The sequence below is a fragment of the Acidiphilium iwatense genome, from assembly GCF_021556475.1.
GTDB lineage: Bacteria > Pseudomonadota > Alphaproteobacteria > Acetobacterales > Acetobacteraceae > Acidiphilium > Acidiphilium iwatense.
In genome coordinates this window covers 1-21,549 of the sequence record NZ_JAKGBZ010000050.1, presented here as the reverse complement: position 1 = coordinate 21,549, position 21,549 = coordinate 1, and the positions used below count along the sequence as shown (strand labels likewise).

The window sequence follows — 21,549 nt, the reverse complement described above, 5'->3', positions numbered from 1 at the left end:
GATGGCAACCCAAACTTCTCAGACAGGAGACCGTCGCGTGAAGTGCGCCATCAACGGCGCCGCAAAATCAGCCGGAAATCACTACCGCAGAGCGGTTTTGTTCAATCCCCCCAGTCAAATGACCACAGGAGCTAATATCGTCATCGTGGCATTGCTCGCGGGGACATCACTGCCGGCGCATAATCTTCAGAATCTACGTCGACACCAATCGGTTCCCAACGTATAAGCAGGCATCCAAGTAAGCCCAATAAAGGAATCACCGCTATGATGAGCATAGCTGAGTTGATGCCGAAGGCTGCGAGTGCCAACGGGAATAGGAAAAACCCAAAGATGCTGCCAGCACGAGTGATAGCCTGAACGAACCCTACGCCAGCACCTCTGATAGACGTAGGATATGATAGAGCGGCCATTGTCTGACCCTGAGATCCCTGGCCAAATGAATGACCAAAGATAAAAACCGCCATGAGGATTGCCTCAAAATAAGCGGAGACATGACCGTTTGTTATACCCATGAGTATAAGACATGCCAACGTGATGCAATAACCGACAATAGATAGTCGCCTGGTTCCGACCCGTTGGGTAATTTTCGATTGGATACCGCCGCCTACTATTCCAGCCACGTTGAATAACGCCCCTCCCAGTATCGCATAAACAAATTTTTCTCCAAATAATAATAAAGATATTGTCGGCAAGTAGAAACCAACAGCAAAATATTCCATGCTCTGCGTAGCGCATATAATAGATGTAAGCAGGGTACGCATTTGATAAGGTGGCTTAATAATTTTCAGAAACACCTTAATTGAATGCTTTTGCAAATTTGCCGGCTCTTCTTCTAATTCCAATGCTACATTAACGTCTATTCCATACGTCTTTTTGAGCCCGCGGGCCGCCTCCTGGAGGTCGCCCTGCTGGGCGGCCCACATTGGACTTTCTTCCATGTAAATGAAGCGCAATATTAGAATAATGGCTGCCGGCAGCGCACCAAGACCAACGGCCCATCGCCAAAGATCATTACCTACACCAGCATAATAAAATGGCAAAATAACCACAAAACCTGCTGACGCCGCAACATACCAGGCAACTTGCCACAAATTCAGATAAGTTCCCTTGCTATCAGATGACGTGTATTCCGCGATGAAGCTCATTGCGACAGGAAAATCGAGACCAACGCCGAGTCCCATAAGTACTCTAAAGGCAATAAGGAGATCAAGATTGGTCGAAAAGGCCGCTCCAAGGGCAGCAATAACAAAAAAAATCAAATCGAGCATAAACATTTTTAGTCGACCGATCTTGTCACTATAATACCCACCCCATACTCCCCCTACCAACGCACCGCCAGCCATTGATGCTGTAAGTAGCCCGGTCTCAAAAGCGGTAAGACTCATTTGTTTTTTTAACTGAACAACACCTAGTCCAAGACTTGTAAAATCATAAGCATCGATAAATACGCCACCTAACGCAATTAGTACTATTATAAATGACGTATTTTTTATAAATTGATGGCTGTTTATTATGTCAATTATGTCCCTGGACGAGCGTATTGTGGTGACTTCATTACTCATAGGATTGCTCCTTTCGCAGTTATCGCAACCAATGGCTTTAAAATCGTTACGACATCAGAATCTGTAAATTTTGTTGGTAGAGCTATCCGCTCCCTGTCTTGATCTATCATCGCTCCCTCCTTGTATTATGCTACGATGGCTGACTGCTGCTGTACGACCCCTACTAATTCCTGGTTCGGTTCTGCCAGCGGCGCGCGCTAAGACAGCAACCGACAGTTCACGAAGAACTGGATTTGGCAACGCCTCAATACTTATGACCTCAGTTACACAGTTGCCTTTATATAGATCGAATGTTCGGTCGTGTAGAAGTTGGCAGCGGACGATCCCACGGAGTACGCGCCTACGCCCGACGCTTTTATTCCACCAAAGGGCATATGATTGTCCGGGATCGTGCCGTGGTTAATATGGATCATCCCGGTTTCGCTCTCATCGATAAAGCGCTGGATCACCGAGTTGGTATCCGAAAAAAGGCATGATGTTAGCCCGTACTTGACGTCATTGAGAATTACCATGGCTTCGTCGAGGGAGTCGTAGGAAAGGACCGATAGGACGGGCCCAAAAATTTCCTCGCGGGCGACACTCATTGTTGAGCCAACCCCGGTCAGTATTGTCGGCTCATAGAAGTAACCGCCTTCAGGATCGGCGTCGGTTGACGCCTTGCCGCCCGTCGCCACGTGCGCACCTTCCATCACGCCAGCGGCCACCATGGTTGTCACCCGGTCAAGTTGCCCTCGCGTCGTGAGCGGCCCCATGGTTACACCCTGCCGTAGCCCGTCTCCGAGCACCACCGCTTCGGCGCGCTCTACAAGGCCATCGATGACGTCGCGCACCACACGCGTCTGAGCCAGAACACGGCTGATCGCGGTGCAACGCTGACCCGCGCACATAAAGGCAGCACCAACAATCTGATCAAGGCAACTTGAGAGGTTAGCGGCATCATGTACAACAGCGGCATTCTTTCCTCCCAACTCCAGCGACACATCAGTCAAGTTCTCTGCAGCGGCGGTAAACACGCGTTTTCCCGTCGCGATCGATCCGGTGAACGTCACGCCGGCAACGCCCGGGTGTGAAATAAGAGCTGCGCCGACTGCGGCGCCTCCGTTCACAATCTGAAGGAGACCTGACGGCAAAGTCTTCCTAGCGATTTCGCCGATTAAGCAGCTCGTTGCGGGTGTGAACTCAGATGGTTTCAGGATGATGGAATTGCCAAAAACAAGTGCGGGCACGATCTTCCGCATTGGTGTCAAGATAGGAAAATTCCACGGTGTAATGGCAGCAATAATTCCTCGCGGACGGCGTGTGACCATGTTGTGAATGCCGGGACGTGCAGAGGGGAAGACCGCGCTGTGACTACGAGCAGCCTCCCCTACCATGAACCTGGCTTCAGCTATCGACTTGCCGACCTCCGCGCGCGCCTCAGTCAGCGGCTTTCCCTGCTCGAGGGTAATCGAGCGCGCCAGCTCATCCGCGTGGGTCGTGAGAGCGTCGAGGAATTGCGCTACGACCGCCCCGCGCTCGACCGACGGCACGCGGCGCCATCGAGTTTGTGCCGCGCCGGCAGCGATCATGGCTCTCTCAATATCTGCTTCGTTAGCACATGAGTAGTGTCCAATCACATCGTGCGGACGGGCAGGATTGAGGGTATCGAACACCTTTCCATCCCCGATCACCCAGCCTTCACCGATAAGGTTGCCGAAGTTGTAGTGAGTCATGACCGCAACTGCTCCCGTGCATGTGCATAAAGTGCCGTCCAATCATGTCTGCCGTGGCCCGCCTCGCTGGCCGAAACATAAGCCACTTCGGCAACCTTTCCGGTTTCTAGAGGAAGATTTAGCGATCGGCCCAGATCGAGCGCAAGGCGCAGATCCTTGATGGCGAGATCGATCATGAAGCCGGGACTGAGGTCGCCTTTTAGCACTTTCGCAGGGTAAGTGCTGCCCATGTGGCCGGTACCGGCAACTGTGCCAAGCATCACTGTGCGGGCAAGTTCGGCATCAAGGCCGCTAGCCTCAGCGAGCAGCAGCGCTTCAACAGTGGTGGCATTCAGTGTAATTGACATGAAATTGTTTACGATCTTCATTCGCGAACCCATCCCAACAGACCCACAATGGATGATCGTGTCCCCCATACGCTCGAAAACCGGCCGAGCCCGTTCGACCGCGGCGTCATTGCCCCCGACCATAATCAGAAGTTTTCCTTCGACAGCATGCTGCGTTTGACGTCCCACGGGAGCATCAATCATTGTGATCTTTGCGTCCGTCAGCCGCTTGGCAATCGCGTCAGTTGCTGCAGGTGAGATCGTGCTCATATCGATGTAAAGCGCATTGGGAGAGATTGTTTCTGCGACGCCGCTCTGGCCGAAAAGCACCTGCTCAACATGTGATCCGTTGGGCAGCATGGTGATAACGCAATCGGCACCCCGTGCCGCATCGGCGGCCGACGTTGTTCGTGTTCCCCCCACTGCGACGAGAGCGTCGACAGCCTCCGTTACGATATCAAAAACACGCAAGTCGAAGCCGCCGCTGCAAAGGCGCTGGGCCATTGGCCGCCCCATGGCGCCGAGGCCAACAAATGCGATAGTTTTTAACACAATAGAGGACTCCGCCTGCTAGATGTTCTTCAGAGATAAGAAAAATTATTTCGGGGATGGAGACATCCTTTCCCATGGTGACATCGGCCGGATCGCTCGCCTTGGCCGTGCGCTCCTCCTGCGCGAGCTGTGGGCGGATCTGAGCACCTTCCCGTCGTCCATGACAGTTGCACTTGGGGAAAGCCGGACACGAAGAAGATTACCACCTTGGCGTGCAATGGATGTCGAAATAGACGTCGATCGCGGGGATGTGCCCAGTCCGCTGCAATCCGACAGGGCAATGAGAGCGCCATGCGTCTGATGATGATATCGCACTGAGAGTGATCGGTTGCCATTTAAGTGCTATTATCATATGGTCAATAGGATGACAAGATGGGAAAAATGAGCAATTTGTTTTCCAGCAGTCCCGTGCCGCGCTATGCGCAACTGGCCGATCTATTCCGGCAGCGGATCGCCCGCGGTGTATGGCTTCCCGGCATGAAACTCCCTTCAAATGAAGAATTGGCCCGTGAACACAATGTCGCGCGAGTGACAATCCGCCAAGCGGTCGAGGTCCTCGCCCGCGACGGCCTCGTCGAGGCAAAGCAGGGACGCGGCACATTCGTTATCGGGCTGGTGACCAACGACCGCTGGCTCAAGGTGGAAACCACGCTTGCCAGTCTCGCCGAAGTCTATCGGGATACGGTTCCCGAGCTACTCAACCTCGTTGAAAGCACGAGGGATCCCCCACTTGAACTGTCAGACGGAGTTAAGGCGGCAAGCTATTTCTATATGCGCCGTGTTCATTCGCGCATGGGTCGCCCCTACTGCATCATTTCGATTTACCTCGACGAGCGGATCTTCAAGAAGGCTCCCGATGCGTTTCGGACACAGACGGTCATTCCCCTACTGACGGAAATGCGAAGTCCCAAGATTGCCACGGCCCGACAGACACTTACGATCGGCACAGCGGATATGGAAACGGCAAGGCATCTCGGTGTTCCAGTCAACGCTCCTGTCGCCGAGGTTCGGCGCGTGTTCAACGCTGCCGATGGCACCGTGATTTATCTCGGTGAGGTAACTTATCGGGGTGATTTTATTCACGTCGAAATGGATCTGAAGCCATGAGCGGAGCGGTGTTGCGCCGGCTTGAGGCATACGTTTTCCGTTATCCGGTTGCCACCCCGGTTCAAACTTCTTTCAGCGTTATGCACGACCGACCCGCCGTCTTTATCAGGCTCGAAGATGCTGACGGTTGTCAGGGATGGGGGGAGGCATGGTGTAATTTTCCATCAGTTGGCGCTGAGCATCGGGCCCGCCTGGTGACGAATGTTCTCGGCCCGATGGTGATTGGTCACATCCTCGACGACCCCACCGAATTGTTCAATTACCTCACACAGATGACAGCCGTCCTGGCGCTCCAGGCGGGCGAATACGGTCCCCTTGCGCAGGCTATCGCAGCTATCGATCTCGCCGCCTGGGATATCGCGGCTAAGCGCGCAGGCGAGCCCCTCTGGCGGCTACTCGGCGGTACTTCTCCTGAAATCGGCGTCTATGCGAGCGGCATCAATCCGACCCAGCCGGAACGGACTGCGAGCATCAAACTTGCCGAAGGACACCGCGCATTCAAACTCAAAATCGGCTTCGGTACTGAGCGCGACAAGCAAAATCTGGCGGCGGTCCGTGCCGTCGTGGGCGATGCGCACCTAGCCGCCGATGCGAACCAAGTATGGTCACTTCGTGACGCCAGAGCTATACTTGCGCAGATAGAGCCGTTTCACCTTGCTTGGCTCGAGGAGCCTCTACGCCGCGATCGGCCCTGGCATGAATGGTTGGAACTCGCCAATGCAGGCGCGCCACCGCTCGCAGCCGGCGAGAATCTGGCTGGCGAAGCGGAGTTTAGTGCCGCGCTTGCGGCAGGTGTCCTGGCAGTCGTTCAGCCCGATATCGCCAAGTGGGGGGGCTTCTCGGGATGCCTGCCGCTTGCCCGTTCCATCCAGAGGGCAGGAAAACGATTTTGTCCACATTTTCTGGGCGGAGGCATTGGTCTCGTGGCCTCTGCCCATTTGCTGGCTGCGGCTGGCGGTAATGGGTTGCTCGAGATCGATGCGAATGAAAATCCTCTCCGTGATCTCATCGCCGGATCTCAGATGATGGTTACGGAAGGCCGCGTCTCCCTGTCGGATTCACCCGGCCTTGGCATTGAGCCGGATTTTGCAAGGATCAAAGCCTATCGCGTCACAAATATCAATCTGTGACGGCGTTGGTGCAGAAATAGCGATGAGACGTTCGTTATGTCGTATGAGAGGGATGCGTACCTCAAGAGGCCTGTGTTCAGACTTTGCCCCCATCACGTTGTCGCGGTCGTAATAAAGTCTGAAAGTGGTGGTCTCGCCGGGATATACCCGAATGGGGTAACCCGCGAAGAAGCATAAGTTGTTCGAAAACCACTTTTTGTTCCGTAAATCGGGTTTGTCAGCAAAAAGTTCAGGTTGCGCGTGTGCTATATGCCGGTAGGATTGCGTCTCAATCATCGGCCTGGAACGCGGCCAACGGCGCGTTATGCCGCGCCGCGTGGCGGGCGAGATAGGCCATGACGCGATCGTAGCTCGCGCGCCCCTTCGCGGCGATCCATTCCTGGCGCATCTGCTCCGCACCTGGAACTTTCAGAAGCGAGGTCGGCGTATAGGCATTGGCCGGCGCGAGGCCGGCACCCTTGCCGTGCGCGGCGACGAAACCCGGCGTCAGCAGCTTGCCTTCGGCGCCGGCTTCCCGCCGCAGCTTGGTGTCCGGCTTGCACGCGCCCGGATTGACCGAACGCGCCACGCCGATCGGCCGTGCCGTGAAGCCTGCATCGTCGGGGCGGCGGCGCCAGATGCCGGCGATCACCCGCGCATTCTGGTCCCATTGCGACATCGGCGGCACGCCGAGCACCGCCTCGATCGTGCGCATCACGTCGACCTGGGAATAATGCCGCGCCTGTATCACGTTCGGCTTCACCCACGGCCCGTAGGCGACCAGGAAACTGCGATGCGCGTCGATGTGGTCGGCGCCGGATTGAGCATCGTCTTCGGTGACGAACACCGCCATATGCCGCCATGCCGTCGTGCGCGACAGCGCTTCGATCACCGCGCCGGTCGCGCGGTCGTTGTTCGCGACGTAATAATCCGGCGTGTAGTAGCACGGGTTGCGCCCCGCCGTGTGATCGTCCGGCAGCCAGATATAGACGAAATGCGGCATTTTGCTTCGATGCGCGGCGATCCAGCGCGTAATCACCCGAGCGCGTGCGGTGTCGAGCAGCATACGATCCCAGCCGGGATAACCGGCATCGGTCCGCGCGAGGATGTTAGGGCGAACCGCACCCGCACGATCGCGCGCGATGAATTCGCCGAAATTCTGGAAGGCGACGTGGTGCCGGGCGAGATCGTCGAACAGAAAGCGTCCGTTCGGATAGGATATCCAGGGATTGGTTGCGGGGCGCCTGAGCTTTGCGAGATCAATTGTATCGGCGAATGGGTCATCCGGGTCGGTATTTTTTGCCGGTTTCGCCGGCGGCTGGGTCCAGCCCGGATTCCCCTGCAAACCGCGACCGGAATAGTATTGCGCCCAACTGCGCTGGACGAAATCGGAATCGCTCGCCGCGGTGGTCCATTGATGACCCTGCGCGGTCACTTCGCCATCGGCGTCGAAATCGGCGAACAGCGCGCCGTGCCGGGCGAGATCGTAGAGATTGGGCAATTCCTTCGTGCCGTATAAAGCGAGATGCGGATCGGCCCATTTGCCGAGGCCCGGATAGGTACCGAAATCCTCGTCGAACGTCTTGTTCTCGCGAAGGATCAGAACGATGGTCTTGATTTTCCGTTGCAGCGACCGGGTCAGCGCCGCGTTGCGCTCGGCAAGTGCAGCGCGCTGCGCGGGAAGAAATTCGTTATTGCCGAGCGCTGCCGCGGTCCGGGCGGCTCTCGCGCCGGGGGATGGCTGGCGGGCGATCTTCTGCGCCAGCCCGTGCATCATGTCGCCGACCCATTGGTGTTCGAGATTCGGCCCGGAGCCGAGGCCTTTTGCCGACACCGCATAGATCGAATGCGCCGTGGCGGCGAGTGCCGACGGATACCAGCCGGTCGGGATCAGGCCGAGCAATGCGCCGGTCCGGGTGTCGTAGGCCGCGACATCGTCGTTGCCCGCATTGGCGACGAACAGCCGATCGCCCGCCAGCGCCAGCGCAGACGGATAGGAACCCGATGCGGCGCCCGCGTAGGGCAGCACCGAAATCCGCCGAATCACGCGCCTTGTCGCGGTGTCCACCTCGACCACCTGGTCGCCATTGGCCAGCGCGACGTAGAGACGCGGCGCGTCGCGCCGTCCGGCAAGGGCGATCGGATGCAGGCCGGCCTGGATCGAGTTTGGCGCGAGGCGCGGGCCGACGGCAATCCTGCCGATCGGCCGCATCGTTTTGGGATCGACCAGCGCCACGTCATTGTCGCCCCAGAGCGATACGGCGAGCACCTTGCCGTGATCGGCGAAGGCGAGCGCATTGGGATAGGCACCGACATTGAGATAGCGGACATGCCCGGTTCCGATGTCGATACGCGCGAGGCTGTTGGCGAGCAGACCGGCGGCGAAGACATGATGCGCCGAGACCGCGACGGCGGCGGGATAGAAATAGCGCGGATGGGCGGCCGCATCCGCTCTCAGTCCGGCCGGCTTGTGGATGCCTGGGTGATGCGCGCCCTGATACACGTAAGGGTATTGCGTGCGCGGAAACTTCTGCCAGGCGAGATGGTAGCGGCGGATCACGCGGGGCGTCGCATGGCCAGTATCGATCGCGAGAATATCGTTGGCGGCGCCGCCTGCCGCATAGAGCGTATCGCCCGACCCGGCTGCGAGTCCCTGGAAGAAATCCTGATGGCCGATCGTAATGGTGTTCGGTGCTGCGGCCGGCTTTGCGGAAGCCGGCACGGCGAGCACCTGGCCGCCGGATTCGAGCGTGACGCGGTCGTAGAAGGTGATCGACTGGGTGCGGGTGGCGCCGTTGGCGAGCACGGCGATGCGGTTGCCGATAATCGCGATTCCGGTCGGGAAATTCGGCGTCGCCACAATGGTGCCGATCGGCGAAACCAGCCGCCCGGTCGGCAGATTATGGGTATAGGCTGGTCGGTTGGTTCCGGTTATCGTGACCGGCGCCGGAGGCGGAGCGGTCCAGGCGCCGAAGCCGAGGCAACTCATGGCTGCAACACCCAACCGCAGCTTCGACATGACCGCTCCTTTCAACCCGCCCCGGACACATGCACCGGGATTTCGAAAATGATTGCGTGATGTGGCATTTTCGTGAGAAACGCAGGAAAATGCGAGTCGCGCACCGCTTCGCTCGCCGCACGGTTCGCCGCCTGATATCCGCTGCGTCTGATCACCCTGATCCAGAGAACCTGCCCCGTTGACGTGACCTTGAACGCAATCATCGCCACCCCGCTTACGCCGAGATTGCGTAGAGCCGAGGGCACGACGAGGTGCGAAAGAATGATACCGCGCATGATGCCGGCATAGCGCGCCTCGGCGGATTGTCTCTGCGCCGGGCTTGGCGGTGGCACCGTGGTTTGCGGTGCCGGCAGCACCGGTTGCCGTGAGGCGGCCGGTTGCGACGGGATCGGGTGCACGACCCTCCGAGGCACGATGTGATGGGCCGGCTTTGGGGGCGGCTTGCGCGGCACGTGGATATGCGGGTGGTTCGGCAGCGGTGGTGGCGGCTTCGGCAGAGCCGGAAGCGGCTTTGGTGGGTTCGGTTTGGGCGGATGCATTGGTTTCGGCGGCAGCGGGATCGCCTTGGGAGGCCCGACCGGCTTGACCAGATAGACTGCAATAGTGACCGGTTTGACCACAAGCGGCTTGGGCAGCGGCGGGGTGAACATCAGAGCCACGATCGCCACCACTTCGATGATCAGCGCCGCCAATAGCGCCCAGCCGAATCGGGATTCGCCCGGTCCGGCCATGGTATCGAACAAAAGTTCAGCCATTCATCAGAACAATGCGGTGACGCTGAGATAGAAGGCGCGCGGTGCGCCGAGCAGAACCGACTGGTAGTTGTTGCCATTGTAATCCTGATATACCTTGTCGGCCGTATAATAGCGCCGGTTCAGCAAATTATCGAGGTTGAAGGCGATGCGCAGTGCGTTTACCCGTCCGACATGCACCGGGATCGTTTTCTGGATGCCGAGATTGAGCAGGAAATAGGGCGGGCTTTTCAGGCTGGTCGGCGTGCCGGCAAGACCCTGCTGGAGATATTCGACGCCGACATATTGCGCGTTGCCATCGACCATCCAGCCATGCCAGTCCCAGGTTACTCCGCCGCTCAGGAGATTCTGCGGAACGTCGGCCAGCGGTTGGCCGGCTTGCACCGTGCCAGCATAAACCGACGAGAACGAGTTCAGAAACTTTGTATTGTTATGGGCGTAGTTGAAATAGGTGCTCCAGTCGCCGATCAGGCCACCGATCCGGCCGGCATGGTCGATCACCTGCAATTCCTCGCCGTCATAGCGTGAGTTTCCGCCGTTCGAGGTGGTGGTGGCACCGGTCACCAAGCTTGTCGAGTTGATGAAAGTATTGGTGAAATTCTCGCGATAATAATTGACCGCCGCGGTGAACCCGCCACGCGTGTAGCGGAGTCCCGCCTCGTAGTCCTTCACGTATTCCGGTTTGATCGAAAGCGGCTGGACGATCGGCTGGCCCGCCGAATTGGTCACGCCGATATTGCCATAATAGGCGCCGATGCTCGGGAATTTGATGTTCTCACCATAGGCCGCATAGGCGGTGATGTTATGGGTGAATGCATAACTTGCCCCGACCGTCGGCGAGGTAAAACTCTCGACATCGGAAACACTGCCGGGGATCGGGTAATAAAAACCCACTGCGTCGTGGGATTTGGTGATGGCATGGATGAACTTCACGCCGGGCGTGATGGTCAGCCGGTCATCGAACAGACTGATCTTGTCCTGGATATAGACCGAGGCCAGCGTGCGCAGATCATGCTCGTTCCAGGCATTATTGTAGCCGGGGATCTGCGGCACTGGCTGCGTGCCATACCAGTATTCGCGGGAATGCAGATGGCCCGAGGTCAGATTGCCGCCAATCACGATCGTATTGTATGGCAGATCGGCGGTGAATTGCGGTTGCACCCCGATCTGGGTGCTGTATGATCCGTAGAAATGGTATTGAGCACCGGTTGCATAGGAGCCGAACAGTGCAAGCGGATCATAGGTCGTGATGCCCGGAGTCGGCGAGAACGGATAGGTTGCCGGCGAGTTCGGCAACCCGTAGGGCATGTTCGGACCCTGCAGGAAGGCCGGATTGGTATACGACGTCCGCATGTAGTTATCGGCACCGAAGAAAAATTTGATGTCCCCGCTCAGAACCGGTGTGAAGTTCTGCGAAGCGCCGAGGATTGCCATATATTGCGTGTCGATATTGTGCGAGTAGGTCTCGTTGAGCGGCCAGTTGAACTTCCGCCCATACTGCTCGACCAACGCGATCGGCACGGTATGTGGTGTCTCGCCGAGATTATGGTCGTAGATGAAATAGCCATAGACCTTGCCGGTGCCGCCGAAAGTAGGTGCGTTGAATGTGTAGTAGAAATTATTGTTCTGATCCTTGCCATTTTGCAACCAGGAATCGCTGATCGAGCGATGGAAGGAGAGGAGCTGGCGCACGCCATCGACCGAGCCGGTGTTCAGCCGCACATGAAAACCGAGCGAGTTGAAGCTACCATAGGAGATGCCGGCCTGACCGTTCGCGATCGAGGTCGCTTCGCGCGGCACGTAATTGATGGTGCCACCCAGCGAATTATAGGAATTGACCGACGGGTTGTTCACGCCGCGATAGATCTGCACCTGCTGGAAATCATCCAGAGTGACCGGCGTATTGTTGCGTTGCGAGGCGGCATTGACCACGCCCGCGTTGAACAGGTCGTTCAATGCCACGCCGCCGAAGGTTTCGGAAAACTGCCCGTCGTTAAAGGCGCGGAACTGGATATTGGTGCGCATTCCGTTCGGGCCGGAACTGGTCGCGACCACCGAGGGTAACTGGTTGAGCAGCGTCTGCGCGTTGGTACCGGGCGAGGCATTGTCGATCCGGCGCTTGCTGATCGTGCTTTCGCTGTAGGTCGCCTTCTGCGGGATCGTCGAGTTCTCGATTTTTGACGCAGATTTCGAGACGCCTTCGATCTTCACCGGTGTGGTGTTGCCCGGAATCTGCACCACCTGGGCGGACGCCGCCGTTATTGAGCCAAAACTGAGGATGCCGCTCAGCACGGTGCCGGCCAGAAACCGCAATCTCGTCATGTCGCGCCCCTCGATACCGTATGTTGGGGTGCTTTCTAGGCACGGGCGATGACACGGTAATGACGATTCACTTTCAGATCGATGACATCGACATAGAATGTCCCGGTCTCACGGCATAGTGACTTTATGGTCACGTCAGGCTCATACTGCAGCAGCCCATGGCTATCCAAAGTGAACTTGTATCGCACAGCGTACCGGGAACCGCGGTGCTCTTGGCGCATTACACCACTCTCACGCATCCCTCCGTGACGCAGGTAAACAGGTTGGCCAAGGTGCAGGTCACGAACAGACGGTGCGCGTTCTTGTCCAACCCGTGATAGCGCAGCTTCAGGAAGCCGAACCTCCGCTTAATCACCTGCCGTCGTTCTGACTGTCTTGGCAAGACGTAACCAGTTCATACCTGTCAGGGGTCGAAACAGAAATCGGGTCGGCCAAACTGGCGCGGTCGTAAATGGGCCGACCAACTACAGGTAGAGCCGGCCCGAAAGCGGTCAGAGTGCTTCGTGCGCCGCCGTGTGGTGCTTCGCGGCCTCACCGGCATGGTGCTGCGCCTGGACGTGATGGCCATAGGCCATATGAGCGTGATGGCTGGCTTCGTGATGAACGCCGGCCTCAGCGTGTTGAGCAGCCTGAAGGTGGTGTTCTGCCGCTTTCTCGTAATGATGCGCCGCCAGGTTATGATGTTCGCTATGGGTGTGATCGCTCATGGCATGACCTCTTACATGATTTCGGTGGATGATTGGTGTTGTCTCGAGTCCGCCGGGGTTGATGGACCTCGGTAGTCCCATATAGCGCCTTGGCAGATCGCGTGGTGGTGACCGTTTCATTGCACATACGATGGTTGATCTCCCCATGCGAACCATATCAACCTTTGTGATCTGATAATCACGATGCGGAGAGAACGCGCAACAAAACAGTCATTGTCATCGATTTGAAAACGTTCTGTCATCGCCGTGTCATCGTTCGCGCCTAAAAGGCATCCCAACTACGGTATTTAAGGGGCACGATATGACGAGTTTGCGGTGTCTGACTGGCATAGCGCTGAACGGCGCGATGTTCTTTGACGTGATGGATACGGCGTCCGCGCAGGTGGTGCAGATTCCGGGCAACACCACACCGGTGAAAATCGACGGCGTCTCGAAATCTGCGGCGAGCACTCGACGATCCCGCAGAAGGCGACCTACAGCGAAAGCACGATCAGCAAGCGCCGGATCGACAATGCCTCGCCCGGTACCAACGCGCAGACGCTGCTCAACCAGTTACCCTCGGTGGTCGCGACCAGTTCCGGCCCGAACGGAATGCGCACCAATATCCAGTTCCGCGCCTTTAACGACGGGCAGTTTTCCGAAACCTTCGACGGCGTGGCGCTGAACGACCTCTTCAACGCAGGCGTGATCAATGCCGCCTCGCAACGCAACAATACACCAGTCAATAATTCTCGTTTAACCGTCATTGATCGCTAGGAGCATCGGTTTCGGTCCCATGCAATTCAACAATCGGTTGCTCAGAGCATCACAATCGCTGCAGGCCGAACCGGTGTCACCATCAGCGTCTTCGTCTTTCCTCTCCTGTTCAGACGGATCGGTGAAGGCGGTGCGGTTCTGGTGCTGGTTACTCTCGCGATATTGGGTGCAGTTTTGACAGCTGTTCTGGCTCCTGAAACGCGGGGCAGAGAGCCCGGAGCAATCCACCTTGAGCATCCAATCCGGGCTGAGGTTGGAACCGCAGGCGAGACCACCGAATGAGTTACGTCAAGAGCACCACGGTCCCTCATGCGAGGGTAAAAAAATATCGTTATACCGAACTCGTCGTCGCATTGGGTGGTCTGCCGGGGGCAGGGAAGAGCGTACTCGCGAACCGACTGTTACGCCCACTCACGATCAAACATCGGCGCCCAATGATCATCAGCAGCGATCAGATTCGCAAGCACATTTTCGGCGTGGCCCCAACGGTCCGTCTTCCACCTGAGGCATCTAGTGATCATGCGACCGATTTGGTCCACGAGGCTATTGTCGCGCACGTTGCAGCTCGGATCGGGGTCGGACCAACGATCGTCGTTGCCACTTTCCGGGATCCCGGCTTCAGCGATGTTCTACAGGCGGCCACGGACCGGCAACAGGGACAGTTCGTGGGGTTTTGGATCGACACTCCGATTGAAGTTCTTGAGGCGCGGTTTCTCGATCGTGAGGACGATGTGCCGTATGCCATGGGCACCTTACATGAAATCCTTCAAGAAGGTATCGCCCGTCCATCCGAATGGATAGTGATCGAAGGGGGCGATTTGGAGAAAGGCAGACAAAGAATTCTCACGACAATAAAAAATGGGTGGGTCGAGTTCGATTTACCGTCTTCGGGGTGAACCAGTGCCGTATAATGCGACCCATGGCCGCGAACCCAGGCTGAGCCAACGATCAAAATCAACCCGCAACTCGCCCTCCATCAACCCACTCTTCGCGGATACCGTCGTCACCCCACCGAAACCACGCCATCCACTTGATTCGGACAGGATATTTTACTAGAAAATATACCTGAACTCATCGTGATCTGGGAAATCCAAGATAGAATTATGGCGAAATTGCAACGCGACAAAAGCGTTCGACGGGGGCGACAGATCGTCGATCTTCACATCGCAAGTCGAGCCGAAGCGATTCCACTCTCCAGCCAAGTTTGATATCAATCCAGCCGAACTTTTGCAGTCTCGACTCCTAGAAAAATACTCAATAGCGCTCCGACCAACGCAGCGACTGATAGGAGCAATAGCGTTCTACCAACGCCGAAATGGTGCACTGACAATGGAAGGATGATTGCGACAAGTACCCCTCCAGCGTGAGCAAAGGCCGTTGAGATTCCCTGGGCTGCACCACGAAGTTCTGTTGGAAATACCTCGACAGGCAACATCCAACTCGTGATTCCAGGACCGGCAAAATTTGCAATCTGATACAGGACCAATCCAACTACGGTTACCGCCATACTGGGCTGCCCGCTCAAAGCAGCAAAGCCAACGATTCCGAGACCGATCGCGTCACCGAAAAATCCCACGATCTGCAGCCGCAATCTACCAATCCTGTCTATAAATATGAGGTTTATCGCCCAGCCGAACACAAAAATTGACAAGAAAGCCGCATTACCGAAAACTGAAGCATGTGTATCACGCAACCCCAGCCCAAGCAGAAGTAGCGGAAGATATATGTGCAGCGCGTACCCGGTCAGGTCCAGACAAAAACGCGGCAGGCAAACGAAAGCCCATAACCGGATAGATCCACCACGATTCGGATCTTTCCATGGTGACTGCAATCTGGAAGTTGATTTTACCTTCTTCCAAAGTGGTGACTCGGGTAACTTGGCCCGCAAGGCGAGGACGATGACGCCAGGAATCGCTCCTGAGACAAACATCCAACGCCAGCTATAGGGACCAAGCCCCAATAGAACAAAACCCACAAGCGCAGAAACAATGGCTCCCGCCATCCAGAAGCCCAGCGACAAAGACATAAATCGCCCCCGCGTTTCGGCGGGCGCACACTCTGCCAAATACGTCGAACTCAACGGGTAGTCGGCGCCGATCGCCAAGCCGAGGATGAACCGGAACAATGCGAGCATCCAAATCCCGGATGCAAGCCCGCAAAGGAGAGCCCCTCCAACAAATCCCACGATATCAAGCAAAAATATTGACTTCCTGCCAAACCTGTCTGAGATGAATCCACCTAACGGAGCGCCACAGAGACTCCCTGCGACGGCGGAACCCCCAAGCAAGCTGAGCCCCTCGGGCGAAAGGTGCCAAAGCGGCTTGAGCACGATCATCACGACACCGACGATCGTCAGATCGTACCCATCCAGAAAATTTCCCATCCCAGCAGCGAGCAAAACTCGCCAACTGGCTAGATTTTCCTTATCGGCCACGATCTCAGAAATGGCCTGACAAATCCGCAAAGACGGCGCGAGGTGCGCCTGGGAACCCAAGAATCTGCCCGGCACTTGCCGCGCCAAAATATCCACCAGCCGTGATATATTCCGCAACGTTATATTGATTATTAAGGATATTGGTGGCAATAATTTGCAGGCTTACCGTTTTGAGCGGAGGGGCAAAACTTCCAGTAAATTTCGTAATTCGAAGGCTTGCGTTCAACACGCCATAGGAAGGCATTTTGGTTCTAGTCGGCGCACCAGTCAGATCACTAAACAAGTATTGGCTGCCCGTATATTGGTACCAAAGGCGTGGTACAAAATTCATACGATCAAAATAATATCTATACGAAGCCCCGACGTTAAATGTTGCGTCCGCTATATTCGACACGGGTAGCCCATTATAGGACACGCCACCGACTTCATATTGTTGGAAATAAGATTTTTGAAGACTTAAATTTGTAAATAAATGCAAATCATTTATCGGGTCATCGTCCGCATAGATGTTAACTCCGTGGTACACTGAGCTTCCCGACGCATTTAATTCGAAAGGCTGATTCAGCACAGGAATCGGAATTGTTTCGTTGCTATACAAAAGATAGTAGTAATTGGCACCTATGAGAAACCTATGTAGATATGGTGCCCGAATACCATGTACCTTAAAACCGATTTGATAACTTGTTCCCTTCTCGAGTTTCAGGCTTGAAGCGAGTAGCGCTTGGTACGGTCCACCACCACCGCCATTTGGCGGTTGGCGGTACGTGAACCCGTAGTTGCCATAGATGGCGAGCCAAGGTTCCGCTCGCCAATTAGCCGAAACATTCGGCTCTACCTTGCTGAAATTGGTGGCTGCATTAGGCAAAAGAGCCTCGTCATTGGCAGGATTGGCTTGTGGGTAGGTTGCGGTGCCATTATTTTCGTACCGTGTTTGGAAATTCACGACACGCAGTCCGGGGGTAATATCAAATCGGGGAGTCAGCGCGATGTGGTCCTGGACGAACGCGCCCAAGTCAGTTTGATAGAAGAAGTCATTTCGAAATCCAGATGGTATCGTGGGAGAGGTTCCCGCCAACGGATTATAGAACACGTTGTGACTGTTATAGGTATTGTTTACGAAAAACCCGCCAAAATCAACTGTATTGTATGGTAGTTTCGCGGAAAACGTGAACTTGTCTCCAACCATATTTGAATAAGGATTATTGTATTCTATACGAAACGCATCAGTTGGAAAATATTGATCATTATGGCCGTGGAAACGATTGCCGTGGCGGTAATAGAGGAGATTGGTAAATTTTAGAGATTTTGTTAAATCCAGACGAAGGCGGGTGTAGGCCATCCATGTGGAATTTAAGTCGAGTTTATGGATCAACCCGTAGGGTAACGAGCCATAAAATCCACTTGTTTTTTCGCTGTATAGCAAACCAGGATTCGGAGTGCCGGCAGCATCATAGCCGTTTACAGTGACTCCGGCGATCGGGTTGACGGGGATCGGAAGTGGCCGATAGGCTTCGGCGCGTGCGTCATATGCGCCGAAGCTGATTGATCCGTTCGAAAACTGTTTTTTCAGTTTGGCATAATAGGCAAAAGCATCGCCCGGATTCTGAAAACCATAGCCGGTTCGGTAGCTATTGGACTTGGTTTCGCCACCGGCGATGATCGCAGACCAGCCATCGTGAACGCCCGAACTGACGTCAAAGTGCAGATTCTTTGTGCCGAAGCTACCGTAACCTATCCCGATTGCCGCGCTTGGTTTGGCAGTCGGCTCTAGCGGAACGAAATTGATTGCTCCACCTATGTTGTCATACCATCGGTTCGCGACCGAACCGGGGCCATAGACGAGACCAATTCCTTTGATCAAGGATAGTTCTGGAATTTGATTTGACTGCCAGAGACCGGTGCCGGGATTATTCATCGGCACTCCATCGAAGGTGACCATGATGCTCCCGTCGTCGACATTGCCGCCGCCGAAACCCGCCCATCCGGTTTTGATGCCATTTATGCTGATCGTGTATTTTGCCCCCGCACTGCCACTATAGCTACTTGCATTCACGCCAGGAGCTAGCGACAAGGCTTGGGCGGCATTGCTACCAGCCCCGGCGTTTCGGAGCGCCGCTTTGCTGAGAACTTTTTCAGTCTGACCGGACTTCAGAATCGCCTTTTGGGAAGGGAGAGCCGTAGAGGTCGACGGAATCGCAGACGCCGATACCTCGCCTGCATTCACGGGCAAGTTTACCACCTGCGCGTGGGCTATTGCAATCGAGCTTGCGCCACAGAGGAGGAGGGTGTTGAACGCGAGCCAACGTTGACGTTTTTGTGAGGCTTTACCATCAAAATTCATTACGTTCGCCTTTCCCAGATCTACAGTTGTGGTCTAGCGACGAATGCGAATGATGGGATGAAGTTTCTGTTACAACGACCTTTATGATGGCTGCCGAAAGCCTTTTCGTGGTCGGGTATGACAACACGCTCGTTCGCTTCTGCCACAGCGGCGGTGCTCGCCGAACTTCGCGTTTCCGTCATCAGAGTTTCATTAGGCGCGGCACGAAACGATCGCGTATCGGACGCGTCATGACAGCTCCGGCCGCCATAACGCGCTATCGCAGCGTGTTCATCTCCGACACCCATCTCGGCACGCGCGGCTCCCGTGCCGATTTTCTCGCGGATTTCCTGCGCCGGAACGCGGCCGAGCACATCTTTCTGGTGGGCGACATCATCGATGGCTGGCGGCTCCGGCGCGGTTGGTACTGGGACCGGCACCACGACGAGGTGCTTGCCTTGATCCTGCGCCACGCCCGCAACGGCGCGGCGATCACCTACGTGCCGGGCAACCATGATGAAATCGTGCGGCGCTATCTGCCGCTCGGGCTGGAGATGGCGGGCATCCGCTTCGCCGCCGAAGCCGAGCACGTCACCGCCGCCGGCAAGCGGCTTCTGGTAATCCACGGCGATCAGTTCGACTCCGTGGTGCGCTACGCGAAGATTCTGGCCTTGCTCGGCGACTGGGCCTACACGGCGGCGCTGGTGCTCAACCGGTATTTCAACATCGCCCGCGCGCGGTTCGGCTACCCTTACTGGTCGCTTTCCGCCTATCTCAAGCGGCGGGTCAAGGAAGCGGTGAAGGCGATCGACCGTTTCGAGACCGCGCTCGCCGCCGATGCCGCCCAGCGCGGGTTCGACGGGGTGGTGTGCGGCCACATCCATCATGCCGAGATGCGCATGGTCGGGGAGGTTCTGTACGTCAACGATGGCGACTGGGTGGAGAGCTGCACCGCCCTGGTCGAGCATTGGGACGGGCGGCTCGAACTGATCGACTGGGCGGCGCGCAACCGGCTGTCGTTCCTGGCGCCGCGCAAGGCCGGGGCGGAGCGGGACGCATTGGATGCGGCACCTGCCTGACCCCACACGCATCCTCATCGTCACCGATGCCTGGCACAAGCAGGTCAACGGCGTGGTCCGCACCCTGTCGATGCTGGCGGAACAGCTGGAGGCGCTGGGCCAGACAGTGATGGTGATCGGGCCGGATCGGTTCCGCACCCTGCCCTGCCCGAGCTACCCGGAAATCCGCCTGGCTTTGTGCCCGCGCAGGCGGCTTGCCGCCCTGGTCGCGGAGTTCGCGCCGGATGCGTTGCATATCGCGACCGAAGGGCCGCTCGGCATTGCCGCGGCGCGGCTGGCGCGGCGGGCGGGATGGCAGTTCACCACCGCCTATCACACAAGGTTCCCCGATTATCTGGCGGCGCGGATCGCGCTGCCGCGGCGCCTCGCCTATGCCTGGCTGCGGCGGTTTCACGGCCGGGGTTCCGGCACCATGGTGGCGACGCGCTCGCTCGCCGCCGAACTGCAAGCCCGCGGATTTGGCAATACGCGCCTGTGGTCGCGCGGCGTCGATGCGGCGCTGTTCCACCCCGGCCGCGCCGGGCCCCTGCCCTATGAGCGGCCGATTTTCCTCTCGGTCGGCCGGCTGGCGGTGGAGAAGAATCTGACCGCGTTTCTCGATCTCGACCTGCCGGGAACCAGGCTGGTGGTCGGCGGCGGGCCGGAGCGCGCCCGGCTGGAACGGCGCCATTCGGGGCCGCGCACCCGCTTCCTCGGCGCGCTGCACGGCGCCGAACTCGCCGCGATCTTCGCGAGCGCGGATGCGTTCGTGTTCCCGAGCCGGACCGATACGTTCGGCCTGGTTCTGCTGGAGGCGCTCGCCGCCGGAACGCCAGTCGCGGCCTTCCCGGTTGCCGGACCGCGCGATGTCATCGGCGCTGCAGCCGAGCCGGTCGGCGTGCTCGACGACGATTTGCGCAAGGCCGCACTCGGTGCGCTGGCGATCGACCGGCGCGCGTGCCGGAGATTCGCCGAGCAATTCTCCTGGCAGGCTTGCGCTTCGCTGTTTCTGGACCATCTGGTGCCGATACGGTCGCCCGTATCGGCACCAGCCTGATATCCAAATCATCGCAGCCAAACAGCGGAACACAGCCTTGGCTCGTTCCGCTACCGTCGCGAATTCGGCACGCTACGCCCGCCCGGCTCGCGCCGACCGAACTGGTGCACCATCTCGACCGCCTCATCGCTATCAGAGGCCGACAAGGCGGCAGAGATCGGTTGTCCGTGTAAGCGCACGGTAGTCGAATCTACCCGGTTGCAATGGTATCAGGATAAGGTCTGCTGCCTGCGCGGCTGTATAGCCGGCGTTATTGCTGTCGCGGCCCGTGTCGATAATAGCAAATCGCGACCCATGCAACTACGCCGGTCATAAGGGTCGTCCCGGATATTCCGGATCGGTCAGCCCTGGAAACGGCCCCAGATAGGATTCGACGTAGATGACATGGGACGACATGCCGTCCGTCGCGCTCCATCTGTGCAGCATGAAGGCCGGCGGCTCGAAGACCAGCGCCGCCGGCGCCTTCGGGTCGAAATCTAGTGCCCATTGGTGCGCCACCGACGGCGCGATGATGGCGACCGCATGGTCCACCCGCCCGACGATCGAGCGATGATGATGGCCGCATACAATCCGTTCGACTTGGTGGTGCGTCGCGATAATTGCGGCGAATTCGTCGCTGTCGGTAAGATTAAGGTATCTGCTCATCCTGGTCCGTCGGCCAGTTGAATCGATTGTGAATTGACGTGACCACGGCGGATACGATTCGACGGGAGGCGTGAGCGAGCTTCCTGACCTGTCCCTTCTATCGCATGCTGA

17 protein-coding genes are annotated in these 21,549 nt (G+C 57.2%); 7 read left to right on the top strand and 10 right to left on the bottom strand.

The annotated features are described in order from the left end of the window. Positions 1–140: 140 nt before the first annotated feature. From L2A60_RS17245 to yihU, 3 genes are all read right to left on the bottom strand, one after another. Positions 141–1,562 (bottom strand): MFS transporter, encoded by a 1,422-nt coding sequence (locus L2A60_RS17245; RefSeq protein WP_235705690.1) that lies wholly within the window; start codon positions 1,560–1,562, stop codon positions 141–143. 263 nt (positions 1,563–1,825) lie between these two features. After that, positions 1,826–3,274 (bottom strand): aldehyde dehydrogenase family protein, encoded by a 1,449-nt coding sequence (locus tag L2A60_RS17240; protein ID WP_235705689.1) that lies wholly within the window; start codon positions 3,272–3,274, stop codon positions 1,826–1,828. Further along, positions 3,271–4,152: a sulfolactaldehyde 3-reductase gene (gene yihU / locus L2A60_RS17235; protein WP_262312869.1), complete on the bottom strand. Its 882-nt coding sequence runs from the start codon at positions 4,150–4,152 to the stop codon at positions 3,271–3,273. Before yihU ends, L2A60_RS17240 begins: the two co-directional genes overlap by 4 nt. A gap of 381 nt (positions 4,153–4,533) precedes the next feature. On the opposite strand from yihU, the gene L2A60_RS17230 reads away from it, so the two are divergent. After that, complete coding sequence (locus L2A60_RS17230; protein WP_235705687.1) at positions 4,534–5,259, top strand: GntR family transcriptional regulator; 726 nt, start codon at positions 4,534–4,536, stop codon at positions 5,257–5,259. Continuing rightward, the gene (locus L2A60_RS17225; RefSeq protein ID WP_235705686.1) at positions 5,256–6,389 is read left to right on the top strand and encodes a mandelate racemase/muconate lactonizing enzyme family protein; all 1,134 of its coding nucleotides are present in this window, start codon (positions 5,256–5,258) and stop codon (positions 6,387–6,389) included. The genes L2A60_RS17230 and L2A60_RS17225 overlap by 4 nt, the downstream gene beginning before the upstream one ends. 268 nt (positions 6,390–6,657) lie before the next feature. On the opposite strand, the gene L2A60_RS17220 is transcribed toward L2A60_RS17225, so the two are convergent. From L2A60_RS17220 to L2A60_RS20655, 4 genes are all read right to left on the bottom strand, one after another. Then, entirely contained in the window at positions 6,658–9,387 is a 2,730-nt protein-coding gene (locus L2A60_RS17220; RefSeq protein WP_235705685.1) for a bifunctional YncE family protein/alkaline phosphatase family protein, read from the bottom strand. An 11-nt stretch (positions 9,388–9,398) separates the two neighbouring features. After that, positions 9,399–10,142 carry an energy transducer TonB gene (locus L2A60_RS17215; protein ID WP_235705684.1) on the bottom strand — a complete coding sequence of 248 codons (744 nt, stop codon included), beginning with the start codon at positions 10,140–10,142 and terminating at the stop codon, positions 9,399–9,401. 3 nt (positions 10,143–10,145) lie between these two features. Continuing rightward, the gene (locus tag L2A60_RS17210) at positions 10,146–12,461 is read right to left on the bottom strand and encodes a TonB-dependent receptor (protein ID WP_235705683.1); all 2,316 of its coding nucleotides are present in this window, start codon (positions 12,459–12,461) and stop codon (positions 10,146–10,148) included. Positions 12,462–12,681: 220 nt separating this feature from the next. Next, positions 12,682–12,816 (bottom strand): hypothetical protein, encoded by a 135-nt coding sequence (locus L2A60_RS20655; RefSeq protein WP_268920310.1) that lies wholly within the window; start codon positions 12,814–12,816, stop codon positions 12,682–12,684. A 184-nt stretch (positions 12,817–13,000) separates the two neighbouring features. Between L2A60_RS20655 and L2A60_RS17205 the strand changes: the two genes are divergently transcribed. The 3 genes from L2A60_RS17205 to L2A60_RS17195 all read left to right on the top strand — a co-directional run bounded on the left by L2A60_RS17205 (position 13,001) and on the right by L2A60_RS17195 (position 14,820). After that, positions 13,001–13,243: a hypothetical protein gene (locus tag L2A60_RS17205; RefSeq protein WP_235705682.1), complete on the top strand. Its 243-nt coding sequence runs from the start codon at positions 13,001–13,003 to the stop codon at positions 13,241–13,243. 360 nt (positions 13,244–13,603) lie between these two features. Beyond that, positions 13,604–13,924, top strand: a complete 321-nt coding sequence (locus L2A60_RS17200) for a TonB-dependent receptor plug domain-containing protein (RefSeq protein WP_316044783.1) — start codon at positions 13,604–13,606, stop codon at positions 13,922–13,924. A gap of 278 nt (positions 13,925–14,202) precedes the next feature. Then, positions 14,203–14,820 carry an AAA family ATPase gene (locus L2A60_RS17195; protein WP_235705681.1) on the top strand — a complete coding sequence of 206 codons (618 nt, stop codon included), beginning with the start codon at positions 14,203–14,205 and terminating at the stop codon, positions 14,818–14,820. 314 nt (positions 14,821–15,134) lie between these two features. Here the strand turns inward: L2A60_RS17195 and L2A60_RS17190 are convergent, their stop codons facing one another. Together L2A60_RS17190 and L2A60_RS17185 are read right to left on the bottom strand one after the other, a co-directional pair. Further along, complete coding sequence (locus tag L2A60_RS17190) at positions 15,135–16,358, bottom strand: MFS transporter (RefSeq protein ID WP_235705680.1); 1,224 nt, start codon at positions 16,356–16,358, stop codon at positions 15,135–15,137. 4 nt (positions 16,359–16,362) lie between these two features. Continuing rightward, a complete protein-coding gene (locus L2A60_RS17185; RefSeq protein ID WP_235705679.1) occupies positions 16,363–18,699 on the bottom strand; it encodes a TonB-dependent receptor in 2,337 nt (778 codons plus the stop codon). A 230-nt stretch (positions 18,700–18,929) separates the two neighbouring features. Here L2A60_RS17185 and L2A60_RS17180 point away from each other — a divergent pair, with 230 nt between their 5' ends. Next, positions 18,930–19,757 (top strand): UDP-2,3-diacylglucosamine diphosphatase, encoded by an 828-nt coding sequence (locus L2A60_RS17180; protein ID WP_235705678.1) that lies wholly within the window; start codon positions 18,930–18,932, stop codon positions 19,755–19,757. Beyond that, positions 19,741–20,793 (top strand): glycosyltransferase family 4 protein, encoded by a 1,053-nt coding sequence (locus L2A60_RS17175; protein WP_235705677.1) that lies wholly within the window; start codon positions 19,741–19,743, stop codon positions 20,791–20,793. The genes L2A60_RS17180 and L2A60_RS17175 overlap by 17 nt, the downstream gene beginning before the upstream one ends. Before the next feature lie 309 nt (positions 20,794–21,102). Here the strand turns inward: L2A60_RS17175 and L2A60_RS17170 are convergent, their stop codons facing one another. Then, positions 21,103–21,438: a metallophosphoesterase family protein gene (locus tag L2A60_RS17170; RefSeq protein ID WP_235705676.1), complete on the bottom strand. Its 336-nt coding sequence runs from the start codon at positions 21,436–21,438 to the stop codon at positions 21,103–21,105. Positions 21,439–21,549: the final 111 nt, after the last annotated feature.